The organism is Oceanobacillus sp. FSL K6-0118, assembly GCF_038006665.1.
GTDB lineage: Bacteria > Bacillota > Bacilli > Bacillales > Amphibacillaceae > Oceanobacillus > Oceanobacillus caeni.
Genome location: NZ_JBBOVR010000001.1, coordinates 3024096 through 3038033 on the forward strand (window position 1 = coordinate 3024096; position 13938 = coordinate 3038033).

The following is a 13938-nucleotide window of genomic DNA, read 5'->3' on the forward strand; positions in this document are numbered from 1 at the left end:
CCCCTTTCAACACTCCAGTAAAGAATCATCTCGTTTAAAGGTTTAATGTTCCGCCATCAATAATCAGAGTTTCACCAGTAATAAAGGATGCCTCATCAGATGCAAGGAATAAAACAGCATTAGCTATTTCTTCCGGTTTCCCAATTCGTCTTAATGCATTCGCAGTCGATAATATCGGCCACTTATCTGTTTTCTTCCAATCCTCAACCATATTTGTATCTGTTATCCCTGGAGCTATTGCATTTACACGTATATTCTTTCTTCCAAATTCTGTAGCAGCCGTTCTGGTTAATGCCATCACACCACTTTTGGATGCAGAATAAGCAGATACAAGTTTTTGCCCCTTAATACCTGCGATACTCGCTGTATTAACTATGGAACTTCCTGCTTCCATTTTCGGAATAACGTACTTCATTCCGAGAAAGACACCCGTAATATTTATATCCATTACCTTTTCCCATTCTTCTATGGAAACATCTGGTAGTTTCTTTTCTTCACTATTGACCCCAGCATTGTTGAAGAAAATATCGATTCTTCCAAACACACCGATTGCTCGATCTACCATATTCTTAACTTCCCCAGCTTTCGTCATATCACAACGAATGTGCTCTGCTTCTCCACCGTTTTCCTCAATGATTGCTGCCGTCTTCCTAGCCGCTTCTTCCCTGACATCAGCTACAACTACTTTTGCTCCCTCTTTTGCAAATCGAACAGCTGTAGTTCTCCCAATATCCCCTCCACCACCAGTAATAATTGCTACCTTATTCTTTAAACGCATGTCATCCATCCTTTCTGATCAATGAACTAACCAGTTAGTATTTTCTATTTGTTTTTTAATCTCTTTAATTCTTGCTCCCTAAGTTCTCGTTTTAAAAGTTTTCCTACACTTGACTTTGGAAGATAGTCACGAAATTCTATCAATCTTGGAACTTTGTAAGCTGCTAAATTTTTACGACAAAATGTAATAACTTCTTCTTCTTTTATTGACTTATTTTCTTTTAATGTAATATAAGCTTTTACAGTTTCTCCTCTATATTCATCCGGAATACCAATTACAATTGCCTCTTTAACCTGTGGAATTTGATAAATTACTTCCTCAATTTCTCTTGGATAGATATTATAACCGCCAGCAATGATCATATCCTTTTTGCGATCGACAATGTAAAAGTACCCATCTTCATCCATATAGCCTATGTCACCAGTGTGCAACCAACCATTCTTTAATGCTACCTCTGTTTCCTCCGGATTATTCCAATACCCTTTCATCAATTGGGGACCCCTGACTATAATCTCTCCATTCGTTTTAAATGGGGCTTCTTCTAATCCATTATCTGTTTCCACCACTACCTTAGCTTCGGTTAATGGCAAAGGAACACCTACACTACCTATTTTCATTTTGGAATGCGGATTACTTATGGCACCAGAAGTCATTTCTGATAATCCATATCCATCAGAAAGATATGAATTCTTTCCCATTAATTTTTCAAATTTGGTATAGGTTTCCAACGGCAACGGTGAACTTCCGCAAAAAAACACTTTAATATGTTCTAACCCGTACGTTTCAACGTTAGGAAAATGAAGCATAGAGATAAACATAGTAGGTACACCAAAAAAGAACATTGGTTTTTCCTTCTTAATTACATGTAATACGGTCTCTGTCTCAAAACGTGGTAAGATGATTTGTTTATATCCAAATAGATAACCTGTCATTGTAACACTTGCTAGACCGAAGATATGGAATAATGGTAAAAAACTTATGACCACACGATTTGCAGTTTCATCGTTTTTAAATTCTTTTAATAGAAACTCATTAACTAGCTCAGTTTGATTAACAAAATTTTGATGGGTTAACATAACGCCTTTTGATCTCCCTGTTGTTCCACCTGTATATTGGAGCAAGGCAATATCTTCTTTAGGATTTATTTTTATATGTGGAGCTTGAGAATGATATGTATTTATAAAATCATCAAAGAACATATCATTCTCATGCAGTTTAATATTTCTTTTTTCGGTAAACTGAACAACGATTATTTTTTTTAGAGAGGTCTGAGGCTGGACTCTTTTCACTCGTTCATAAACCGAGTCATGGCAAATCATAAATTCAGCTTCTGTATCATTCAATTGGTACTCGAGTTCCCTTTCTACATACATCGGATTTGTTTGAACAACTATTCCACCTAACCGAACAACACCAAAAACAGAAAATACATACTGTGCACAGTTTGGTAACATAATCGACAATCGGTCACCCTTCTCCAATCCTTGCTCGAAAAGGCTACTTGCTAACTTTTCGGATATTTCCTGAGCCTCTTTGTAGGTCCAGGATTCATTTTCAAATTGAAGGGAAATTTCATTTCTAAATCTTTTAACTGCACTATTTAATAATTCCGTTAAAGTTCTTTCCTTAATTTTCATATTAGGATCTACATTTTCAGGATAGAACTCTAACCATCTTTTTTCTTTTGAATTCACGACCTCATCTCCCTCGTATATATACTTTCTAAGGGAACAGCTTACGTAACTCACCTTAAAACTTAAGGAATGGCGATTAGTTTTCCATAAGTCTTACGGTCCGCAAGTACTTCTAAAGCATCTGGAACATTTTCAAAAGGAAATTCTTTATAAATTAATGGGCGGACAGCTCCTTCATTGTATAGGTTCACTATATTATCATGAATTTTCCTAGTCTCTTCTGGATATTTTCTAGCGAATAATCCCCAGTGAACACCAACGATAGAGTAATTTTTAACTAATGCATGGTTGACTGGGGCATCTGGGATTCGTCCACCAGCGAAACCAATGACTAAAATACGCCCATCAAAGGCAATACATTTACGCGAACGATCAAATACGTCTCCTCCGACAGGGTCATAAATAACATCTGCACCTCGACCATTTGTTTCTTTCTTAACAGTAGAAACAAAGTCTTCGGAAGTATAGTCAATAACAACGTCTGCTCCCAAATCCTTACAGACTTTTACTTTCTCTCGACCACCCGCAGTTGCAATAACTTTTGCTCCTATTGCCTTACCTAACTGAATAGCGGCAGAGCCAACTCCTCCAGCTCCCGCATGGATGAGAAGGACTTCTCCCTTTTGTAGTTTAGCCCGATAAAATAAAGCATAGTAAGACGTTTGGTACGTGATAAACATTCCAGCTGCTTCACTTGCCGACATCGAATCAGGAATAACATAAACAGAATCCTCTGAAACACTAACAAACTTAGATAATCCTCCATTTGGAAGGGGCGGTGTAGCAATTACACGCTGTCCTACTTTAAGTCCTGAATTACCTCCTACCTCACAAATAATTCCTGATATTTCTGCCCCTGGTGTAAATGGAAGGGGCGGTTTTTCCTGATATTTCCCTTGACAAAGTAAAATATCAAAAAAGTTTAATGATGACGCTTCAACTTCTATTAATACTTCTCCTACCTTTACCTCTGGTCGTTCCGTTTCTAACAATTCCAATACATCTCTAGGTTCACCTAATCTAGTCACTTTCCAGCTACGCATTTCTGTTCCTCCTAACATTTTAATTCTTAAATAATATAAAGAAGACTTCCATCAGTAGGGGTTTTCCTTCATCCCCCACTGATGCACTTATCGGACCTTTACAGGCAGTTGATCTACCACCAAGCTTCTTTGTTTCCCCAGAAGCTTGAGGTGGGTCTTATTTCCCGTTTAGGTGGGGTAAAATACTAAACGTACAGTATGTTTCTAGGTTCATTATATAACTTGTTTTCGTAATATTCAATATATTTTTACAGTATTTCTTTAAAAACCTGTTGGCCAATTTGCTAACTTCCTCTCACTAAGAGACCCATTTTTAGCACATGCATATTCTAACGTCTGAATTAAAAACTTTCTTGTGTCTCTTGGATCAATAACATCATCAATTAAATATTTACCAGCAGCTTTATATGGTGAACTATCAAATCCCCAGTTTTTCAGTAACTCTAAGCGTTCTTCCTTTTTGTTCTCGGTATTTTGTAATTGACGACCATATACTACATTAATGCCAACCTCTGGTCCCGTAAAATTAATTTCGGCTGTCGGCCAGGCTACAACAAAATCGGCTCCCATCGTCGGACCGCACATATTGCCATATGCTGCACCAATACTTTTTCGAATAATAATAGAAATCTTTGGTACAGTAGACTGTGCTAGTGCTTGATTCCACATCATAATTTTTGTAGGCATTTTAAGTTTTTCCGCGTCACTAGATACTCGAAAACCAGGAATATCATGTAAAAAAATTAACGGAATATTATATGAATCACATAGACAAATAAAATCTGTTGCTTTTTCACATTCATTGGGACCAGCTGCGCCTGCAAACTGCATAGGTTGATTTGCTACAATACCGACAACTTTACCATTCATTCTCGCTAAGACAGTAATTAATGCTTTTCCAAATGTTGGCTTCATTTCAAAGTAATCTTCATTATCTACAATCAACTTAATCACTTTTTTCATGTCATAGGCACGTTTACGATTTGTTGTAACGATATCGACTACTTTGTCTAAACTTCGATACGGTTCATCATTTGTCTCTTTGCATCTTGGTTCTTTACCAGCATGTTGTGGCATATAGTCTAGGAATTTTTTTATACTTTCAATTGAATCCTCTTCATTTTCCGAAAACTGATCCACTTGTCCCGTATACTTCGCATGAACATCCCATCCACCAAGTTCTTCGTTTGTTACTTTTTCTCCTGTTGCCACCTCTAACATCCTTGGTCCAGCAACAGCCATTGTCGTTCCCTTTGCCTGTGTTACAAAATCAGAGGATACCGCTAGCCATGTTGGACCACCAAAACTATCTCCCAAGATGGATGTTACCATAGGAACTTCTCGCTGATGTCGTAACATTACTTGTGGAAATAGCATTTGACTAATACCGTCAGAACCCATTCCATCGGGCATGCGGAGTCCTCCACCTTCCATTAAATTTATTAAAGGGAATCCTCGTTTTAAAGCGTATTCATGCAGTGCCTTCGTCTTTCGGAAATATACAATTCCTTCTGTTCCAGCAAATACGGTTTTATCTGCAGCTTGCACAACTACCGGGCGGCCATTAACCTTTGCGAGACCAGTTACAATACCATCACCAGCACTTTTATGTTCCATGCCCTCTTGATCAGAATGTGCTAGTAAACCTAACTCTAAAAAAGAGCCTGGGTCCACCAATTTATTAATTCGTTCCCTTGCTGTAAAAAAGCCAAGCTTATGCTGTTGTTTTATTTTCTCTTTTCCACCTCCTAACTTTGCAATTTCTTTTCTATTTAATAACTCTTTAATTTCTTTTTCCATATATGATCTCCTTTTAGAAATTCTAGTAAGATTCAATGCATCTTGGAAGGCACCTTCACGAATTATTACTCCTTAATTTATCTGATTGAGCAAATCTGACAAAATAATTAATTGAATCTGGATTACTCATGGCATCAACACTTGCAGCTTTTTCCACAGAAATACCTAATAAAATTTTACGAACCGGAATCTCCATTTTCTTACCAGTTAATGTTCTTGGTACTTCTTTAATAGCAAATATATCATCTGGTATGTGGCGTGGAGACACTTCTTCTTTTATTTTCATATTTATTTTTTTCTTCAACTTGTCTGTTAAATCAACTTCTCCGGATAATACCACAAATAATGGCATATAAGCTTGATGGAGATATCCACTTAAGTCCACAACAAGACTGTCGAGCACTTCAGGTACAGATTCGACTGCATTATAAATCTCACTTGAACCACTTCTTACTCCCATTCGATTAATCGTTGCATCCGACCTTCCATAAATGACAGCACTACCACGTTCCGTTATTTTTAATAGGTCTCCATGTCTCCATACTCCAGGAAAATAATCGAAATAGCTTTCCTTATATCTTTTATCATCTGGATCATTCCAAAAGTAAAGCGGCATGGAAGGGAATGGCTTTGTAATGACCATTTCACCTATTTCACCTGTGACCGGCTTTCCGTTGTCATCATAGGAATAAACAGAAACCCCCAAGCATCTAGAAGGAATTTCACCAGCATGAATTGGTGATAGGGAGTTTCCAGCCACTATTCCTGCAGCTATATCTGTACCACCGCTAATAGGGGCTATCCTCACCCTCTTTTTTACATAATCATATACCCACTTAAATCCCTCTGGTGATAAAGGAGCTCCTGTATATGCAAAGGTATTCAGATTAGACAAGTCGTATGTTTCACCCGGTTTTATACCTACTTTCATACAATTTAGGATATGGCTGGGGCTAGTTCCAAAGATTGTCATTTTTGTTTTTTCAGCTAATCTAAAGAGAACGCCGTGATCTGGATACGAAGGACTTCCATCATATAAAACAACCGATGCGCCTGTAACCATAGCTCCTACCACACTATTCCACATCACCCAGCCGGTAGTTGTATACCAAAAGAATCGATCATTCGAAGTTATGTTTGATTGCAGATTTACGGATAAAAGAGAAAGTAATATTCCCCCATGCCCTTGAACAATTGGCTTTGGTAAACCAGTTGTACCGGACGAGTATAAAATCCATAGTGGGTGATCAAAGGGTACTCTCTCAAACGTTAGCTTGGCGGGAAGTCCGATTATTTCCTTCCAAAAAGTTCTTTGTTCTATACCACTCATATCAGGATCTTGATTTAAGTATGGTACTACGACTACTTTTTCAACACTAGGCAAATTTTCAACTAATTTTGAAACAGTTTCAATTCTGTTAAAAGGTTTTCCATTATACCTGTATCCATCAACAGTAAATAATACTTTTGGTTCAATTTGTTTGAAACGACCAAGAGTACTTCCAACACCAAATTCCGGAGCACAGCTGGACCAAATGGCTCCAATGCTTACAGTAGCAAGGAACGCTATAATGGTTTCAGGTATATTCGGCATATATGCAACAACACGGTCACCTTTTTTAACACCAATGGATTTTAAATAAGCTGCAATCGAAGCAGTCTTATCCAATAATTCAGTCCAACTTAATTCTGATAAAGGTTGATTCTCAGATGTGTAGAAAATGGCTGTTTTATCCTTTTTGACATTTCGTAATATATGCTCTGCATAGTTAAGAGTTGATCCAGAAAACCAATCGGCCCCTGGCATTATCTCTTTCTTTAAAACGGATTCATAAGGAGTATATGATTTCACTTGATAGTAATCCCAAATTGTCTCCCAGAACTCCTCCATATTATCAACAGACCATTTCCATAAATCTTCATATGTTTTCAGAGTAATATTTTTATTCATCCTCAACCATTTCTTATAATCCGTAATAGCTGCCCCTTCTATTTCCTTATTACTAGGACTCCAGAGTAATTCTCCTTCTTTAACAGTCATATTGCCTTCTCCCCTTTAAAAAGTTATTAATTTTCGGAATAAATTACCCATAGATGATGAATGCCGTTATTATTGCAAATATTAAGGCAATTAATGGTGCAATACAACATATCCAGAATACAGGTTTGTAACCTTCCTTGTGTGTCAATCCAGCGACTGTTAATCCAGTAACAACTGCACCATTATGAGGTAGGGAATCTAAGCCTCCTGAACTAATGGTAGCAATTCTGTGCAAGGCTTCTGGATCAACAAGAGTTGCATAGTGTCCACCTAGCGTATCCATGGCTATTCCTAGTCCACCTGAAGCTGATCCTGTAATACCAACAATGATATTTATTGCAATTGCGAATGAGATTAGTGGGTGACCAGGAATATTAAAAATAGCATCTTGTAACATTTGGAAACCTACTGTAGCTGAAACAACACTTCCAAAACCCACTACCGCACTAGTATTTAAAATTGGTGAAGCAACATTCATAGCACCAGTATTAAATGTTTTCATTGGCCGATCAATATATTTATAGAGTAGAATTCCAGCAGCAATCACTGCGATAGCCAATGATATTTCTATACTTAATTTAATGATATTTAGAAAGAGTAATAAGATAACCGATGGAATAATACTTAAAATAAAAGATGGATATTTTTGCTTGTTGTCAAATTTAAAAGTGTCATCCCCTTTTGTATCTTCATAACCCAAGTTCTTCATCTGATACCTCTTATCTTCTCGGCTTAACCACCAAAGGCCAAATGGTATAATAGTCAATGTTGCTACTATTCCGACAATTGGTGCTGCAGTTGCAGTAGTACCTAAATAATTAATAGGAATTAAATTTTGAATTTGCGGTGTTCCGGGAAGCATCGTCATCGTGAACGTACCAGAACCTAAGAATGCCGAACCAATAAATATTGGCCACGGAATATTTAGCTCTTTAAAAATGGGTCTTGCAATTGGCATGACTGCAAATATAACAACGAATAAACTAACCCCACCATAGGTTAATGCTCCGGTGATAGTCATAATTGCTATGATAACAGATAATCTACTTTTCTTACCTGTAACTTTTAGGATTCCTCTAGCTATACTAGTTGCAGCTCCACTATCTTCCATCACCTTACCAAAAAGGGCACCAAATAAGAATATTAAAAAGTAATTACCTACAAAACCAATAAACCCTTCTATATAATGGTTTGTCAAAGCCGCATCAATCGTAATCCCACTCGTTATTGCGACCAGTGCTGATACGGCTAGCGATATAATCAATAAATTAAATCCTTTTAATGCAAGAAATATTAGTAGTGATAATGCAACAATCGTCCCTACAACACTAGCAATTTCCATAATTATCCTCCCAATTTAATTACATAGGTTTACCCTTCCTTTTTCAAAAGTCTCCTTAATACTTTACCTGAGCTTGTGGCAGGTAAACTATCAATAAATTCTATAGCTCTTGGATACTTGTAAGCAGCCATTTTTTCTTTCGCCCATTCTATCATTTCATTCTCGCTTATTTTTCCTTTATAAGATGGTTTTAGCACGATAAATGCTTTAACGCTTTCGCCACGTTTTGGATCGGGAACACCAATACAAGCCACCTGAGAAATAGCTTCATGATCACTCATTAAAGCTTCAACATCTTCTGGAAATACACTGAAACCAGAGGATTTAATCATTTCTTTTACACGACCTAGAAAATATAAATAACCATCTTCATCAATACATCCAATGTCACCAGTGTATACCCAGCCATCACGTAATGTTTCTGCTGTTTCTTCAGGCCTATTTAAATATCCTTTAAATACACCTGGATTTTTTACCGCAATTTCTCCTTGTTTCCCTGGTGGAAGATCTTCTCCTGTTGCGAAATCAATAATTCGAAATTCTGTGTCGTATGTAGCGATTCCACATGAGCCAAATTTGATCTTTTCGATAGGCATAAAAGTATCGCATGTATGTGTTTCACTTAATCCGTACGATGCTTCAAGTACAACACAACCTTTTGTTAGCTTCTTCCAGGCATTTGCTAATTTTTCATCTACCTTCATACCAAAACTAGTTGCAAAATTTAATTCTAAGGATGAAAGATCTCTATTTTCAATACCAGGATAATTTAAAATAGCAGCATTCATCGTTGCAACGGAATAAAACTTATTAATCTTGTATTTCTCTATTGCTTGAATAGTAGCTTCCGTATCAAAACGAGTAAAGAGGACACAGAATAAGGCTTGGTATACAGGAATATTAACACCCATTACCATACCCGCAATATGGCATAGCGGAGCATTGGCTAGGGTTCTATCCCCTTCCCCCAATCTATAGCTATGAACAGTAGCTGCAGTTTTAAATAAAGCATTTCCATAGGTTAACATGGCAGCTTTTGGACGACCTGTCGTTCCTGAGGTAAATACCAATAACCCAACATCATTCCATATGTCAATTTCCTCGGTCTTCGATAATGGATCGGTGGATTGAATTATGTTTTTCATGTCATAGGTATTATTTATAATCCTTTTTTCGATTGTTAATTCTTCAGGTAGCGGAAGTGTTAATTGCTCTGGAAGTAAATCTATATAATTAGTAGTTACTATAAATTCAAGGGATAGAGTTTCACTTTTTATGGATTCGATATGTTGATAAAGTTCTTGGGAAGAGATAATTGCTTTAATTTCAGCTTCAGATATAAAATAAATTAATTCAGACGGCTTATACATTGGGTTCAGCGGAACAACAATAGCACCTAGCATTTGAATAGCATAGTGTCCAATTAAATATTGTGGACAGTTTTGCATATAAAGCGCAATCCGATCCCCTTTGCCGATACCTTTACTCTGTAAAAAGCTTGCAAATTTTTGAGTATAATCACTTAACTGCTTCCAAGTGATTGTATTTCCATAATACAAATATCCGGGTTGATTTGGAAAATCTACCGCGTTTTGCATTAAATATTCATGGAGGGGTTTTTCACCTAAACGATAATTTAATGTTTTTGGAAGTTCTTTTGGCCAATTTTTTATTAATACGTCCTTCACTTTTCCTCCTCCTTTTTATTTCTAATATTCAAAGTTTCCTATTTAATCTCAACAGCTTAAACAACTACCATTAAGACATCCCCTTCGTTAACAAAATCACCTTCTTTTACTTTAACCTCTTTTACTTTCCCGCTTTTTTCTGATTCAATTGGTATTTCCATTTTCATAGACTCTAAAATGACGACATCCTGATTTTCTATTATTTCTTCCCCGTGACTTACCAACACTTGCCAAACAACTCCTGCCAAATTCGCTTTAATTTCCATTAATTTCACCATCCTATAATTTTTGAATTGATTTGGTTTTGAAATAATTCTTTTAATTTATATTTTTCAACTTTATTAGTCGGTGTTCTGGGTAATTCGGAAATCATATAAATATATTTAGGCCACATAAATTTCGGCATGGTTTTCTGTATCCATTTTCTCAATTCGTCTTTGTGTAATTTTTCAGAATTAGGAACTACATAAATAACAATATCATCTTCATTGCCTTGAGTTGCCGGTACTGGAAAGGCTGCACAAACATTTACTTCTTTATGCTGATTTATCATATCCTCAACCTGATAGGAAGATATGTTCTCGCCTTTATGTCTAATTACATCCTTCATTCGGTCCACGAAATAATAATTTTCCTGTTCATCTTTATAGCCTGCATCTCCCGTATGGAACCACAAATTCTTAAATACTTCGACCGTGGCATTAGGAGTGTTAAAATATTCATTGAATTGGAGAAAAGGATAACATGGCCTTAGAACGAGTTGACCTGTTTCATTAGGACCACATTCTTCATCATATTCATTAACTATTGTAGCCTCATAAAACGGAGTGACTTTTCCCATATATCCTTTCGGTAAATCTTGATTACCCTTTCGCAAAGGAATTCCTAATTCATTCGCAATCCTTTTTGTTTCTTCCTTCGTGTAACCTTTGTACAAGTTGGTTGGCGTCCCCTGACCTTCTTCTAATTCGTCTATGATTCCGACAAATCCTACCCCCGCTTCCGTTTGTCCATAGCCAGCTGAAACAAAATGAATGCCAAATCTTTCGGCTACTTGATGATGATACTTGGGAAGTGGTTGCATATGGACACGTGTTAATGTGTTGATATGATCGTTTTCACTAGGCTCCTTATTCATAAGCCAAGGAATCATGACATCTAATAAGATAGCGTTGGATGCCTTGCTTACCTTTATCCTTTTCCAGAAATCATTTGGGCTAAATTTATCCCAAAGTGCAACGGTGCACCCGATAAAAGCACCTCTAGCAACCAAGGCAAATGCCCCGCCAACGTGATACATTGGTAAATCATTATAAATTATATCCTCTTGCTTATTAAGTACACGAAACATATACGTGTACCCGTGTATCCAACGAAAAGATTGTACGACACCCTTTGCCTTCCCCGTTGTCCCGGAAGTATAAATTATGTTTGCGCTATCATAATATTTAATCTCAATATTTGGATTGTTTATATCTCCGGAAATCATTTCATCAAAAGTAGTAGTCGGAAACTTATCATGTATTTGGATATCTTTTAATCCTAGAAGATAGTCGTGACTTGCTTTCTTTGGCTCATAGAGAACAACAGGGATAGGGTTCAACTCGGATTGTACCTCATTTAATAACGAAATCATCTGTCTTTCTGTTATGAGAATACTTGGCTGCGTATCATTTAATTGGTGGGTTAATAATCTGCCTTTATAATTAAAATTGATTGGACAAAATACGGCTCCGACCTTCCATATTCCAAACTAGGATAAAAACTTTCTAATATGTTCAAAAGCTTCCTTTTCCGTTTTAACTATGTTATCTATTGCTCCACTTGAGCGGTGAACCTGTGAACCACCAAGTTCTTCCTTAGTCAATTTTTGTCCAACGCCATAATTAACTATTTGTGGCCCAGCAACAAACAATTGGGATATTTCTTCTACCATTACTGAGAAATGCGATGCGGTAACTCGTGCAGCCCCTAATCCGGCAACAGAACCTAAGCACGCTGCAACTACGGGAACCCTCCCCATATTTTTCACTACGTAATCCCAAGCGGGGTTAACCGGTACATAGGTATGCCCCTCTGTTTCTAGAAAGGTCACACTACCTCCGCCACCAGTTCCATCTACCAGCCTTACCATTGGCAATTGTAAATCGTGCGCCATTTGTTCAAAATAAATCTGTTTTTCCATAATTGCACCATCAGCGGCACCGCCCCGGACCGTAAAATCATCCGCACCAACAACAACTTTTCTTCCGCCAATCCTCCCTGTTCCAATTAAGAAGTTTGCAGGTGTAAACTCTTTTAATTCATTTCCCATTTCCCTCATATATTGCTTTTCCAGCAATTGCCCCTTTTTCATGGAAGGTGTTTTTATCCAGTAGATGATGGATTCTTTCTCGTACGGTTAATTTCCCTCTAGATCTATGTTTCTCTACGTTCTCCTTCCCCCCCATTTCCTTGGCTAGTTCTTCCCTTTTTCTTAATTCATCAATTTCTGGTTGCCAACTCATTTCTTGATCTCCTTCCTCAAACAATTAAGAATATTACTTATAAACATTACTACTCCCACCGACAACACTTATGGAATTTATAATCAGGATTGTCGATTGTTATAACAGCAATTCCACCATTCTTTCTAAGATACTAAATTACTTATTTTACTACTGATTCCTCCGAGTAGTCGTACCATCCTTTACCTGTTTTTCTGCCAAGGTGTCCTTGTTTTACTTTTTCTTCAATCGACTTTGCTGGTTTATCTCTCGGATCCCTTGTTTCCTCATAGAGCTGTAAATTTGCATAATAGCCTACATCTATTCCAGAAAGATCCGCTAGTTCAAACGGTCCAAGAGGGTGACTCAAAGCCTTTTTAGCTATCAAATCAATATCCTTAAAATCGGCATAGCCATTTTCATATAAGTACATAGCTTCTTTTGAAAGAGCAAATAACAAACGATTCGCTATAAATCCATAAATCTCCTTTTCTAGTAATACCCCCGTTTTGCCAATGCTCTCACAAAAATCCATTGCTAACTGTGCCGTTTCATTGGATGTTTGATCGCTTTTAACTACTTCAACGCAATCCATCACTAATGGAGGAAAGAAGAAATGCATATTAATTACTTTGTCAGGCCTACTTGTCACATCAGCAATTTTCGAATTAACAATCGTGGAGCTATTCGTTGCTAATACTGTGTGCTTAGGTACTAGTTTATCTAACTTGGAAAACACCTCCCTTTTTACATCTAACTTTTCAACTACTGCCTCTATTACAAGATCGGCTTCAGCAACCGCTGTTTCCAAATCCGTTGTTAATTGAAGATTTGAGAAAGCTTCATTTTTTTCGTTCTCGGTTAATTTTCCTTTCTTAACCCAATCGTTCATCCGCTTCTCCAATGTTAATCTTGCCTTATCCAATGCCTTTTCGTTAATATCTTGTAAATAAGTCTCATAACCCCCAAGGGCACAAAGCATGGAAATTTGATGCCCCATGGATCCAGCTCCTAATACAGCTACCTTTTGAACTTGATTCACTATCATTTCCTCCTTCTAGATTGT

Annotated in this window: 12 protein-coding genes; all 12 read right to left on the minus strand. The window is 37.1% G+C overall.

Translation table 11 applies throughout. The annotated features are described in order from the left end of the window. Positions 1 to 34 precede the first annotated feature (34 nt). Positions 35 to 778 carry an SDR family NAD(P)-dependent oxidoreductase gene (locus tag MHI02_RS15360; RefSeq protein ID WP_060667627.1) on the minus strand — a complete coding sequence of 248 codons (744 nt, stop codon included), beginning with the start codon at positions 776 to 778 and terminating at the stop codon, positions 35 to 37. A gap of 44 nt (positions 779 to 822) precedes the next feature. After that, positions 823 to 2472, minus strand: a complete 1650-nt coding sequence (locus MHI02_RS15365; protein WP_240473196.1) for a long-chain-fatty-acid--CoA ligase — start codon at positions 2470 to 2472, stop codon at positions 823 to 825. 62 nt (positions 2473 to 2534) lie between these two features. After that, positions 2535 to 3515 (minus strand): NADPH:quinone oxidoreductase family protein, encoded by a 981-nt coding sequence (locus tag MHI02_RS15370; protein ID WP_047184875.1) that lies wholly within the window; start codon positions 3513 to 3515, stop codon positions 2535 to 2537. Positions 3516 to 3776: 261 nt separating this feature from the next. Next, a complete protein-coding gene (locus tag MHI02_RS15375) occupies positions 3777 to 5315 on the minus strand; it encodes an acyl-CoA carboxylase subunit beta (protein ID WP_047184876.1) in 1539 nt (512 codons plus the stop codon). 55 nt (positions 5316 to 5370) lie between these two features. Then, a complete protein-coding gene (locus MHI02_RS15380) occupies positions 5371 to 7356 on the minus strand; it encodes an acetoacetate--CoA ligase (RefSeq protein WP_047184877.1) in 1986 nt (661 codons plus the stop codon). Positions 7357 to 7399: 43 nt separating this feature from the next. Beyond that, the gene (locus MHI02_RS15385) at positions 7400 to 8698 is read right to left on the minus strand and encodes a GntP family permease (RefSeq protein ID WP_047184878.1); all 1299 of its coding nucleotides are present in this window, start codon (positions 8696 to 8698) and stop codon (positions 7400 to 7402) included. A gap of 29 nt (positions 8699 to 8727) precedes the next feature. Continuing rightward, the gene (locus MHI02_RS15390) at positions 8728 to 10386 is read right to left on the minus strand and encodes an AMP-binding protein (RefSeq protein WP_225344029.1); all 1659 of its coding nucleotides are present in this window, start codon (positions 10384 to 10386) and stop codon (positions 8728 to 8730) included. Between the two features lie 56 nt (positions 10387 to 10442). After that, positions 10443 to 10652: an acetyl-CoA carboxylase biotin carboxyl carrier protein subunit gene (locus MHI02_RS15395; protein WP_047184880.1), complete on the minus strand. Its 210-nt coding sequence runs from the start codon at positions 10650 to 10652 to the stop codon at positions 10443 to 10445. A gap of 5 nt (positions 10653 to 10657) precedes the next feature. Beyond that, positions 10658 to 12133, minus strand: coding sequence for an AMP-binding protein (locus tag MHI02_RS15400; protein WP_225344038.1), 1476 nt, complete (start codon positions 12131 to 12133; stop codon positions 10658 to 10660). Between the two features lie 6 nt (positions 12134 to 12139). After that, a complete protein-coding gene (locus tag MHI02_RS15405) occupies positions 12140 to 12709 on the minus strand; it encodes a carboxyl transferase domain-containing protein (protein WP_341166031.1) in 570 nt (189 codons plus the stop codon). Beyond that, on the minus strand, positions 12690 to 12893 hold the full coding sequence (locus MHI02_RS15410; protein WP_145523508.1) for a hypothetical protein: 204 nt from the start codon (positions 12891 to 12893) through the stop codon (positions 12690 to 12692). The genes MHI02_RS15405 and MHI02_RS15410 overlap by 20 nt, the downstream gene beginning before the upstream one ends. Before the next feature lie 142 nt (positions 12894 to 13035). Continuing rightward, the gene (locus tag MHI02_RS15415; protein WP_060667633.1) at positions 13036 to 13920 is read right to left on the minus strand and encodes a 3-hydroxyacyl-CoA dehydrogenase family protein; all 885 of its coding nucleotides are present in this window, start codon (positions 13918 to 13920) and stop codon (positions 13036 to 13038) included. Between the last annotated feature and the right edge of the window lie 18 nt (positions 13921 to 13938).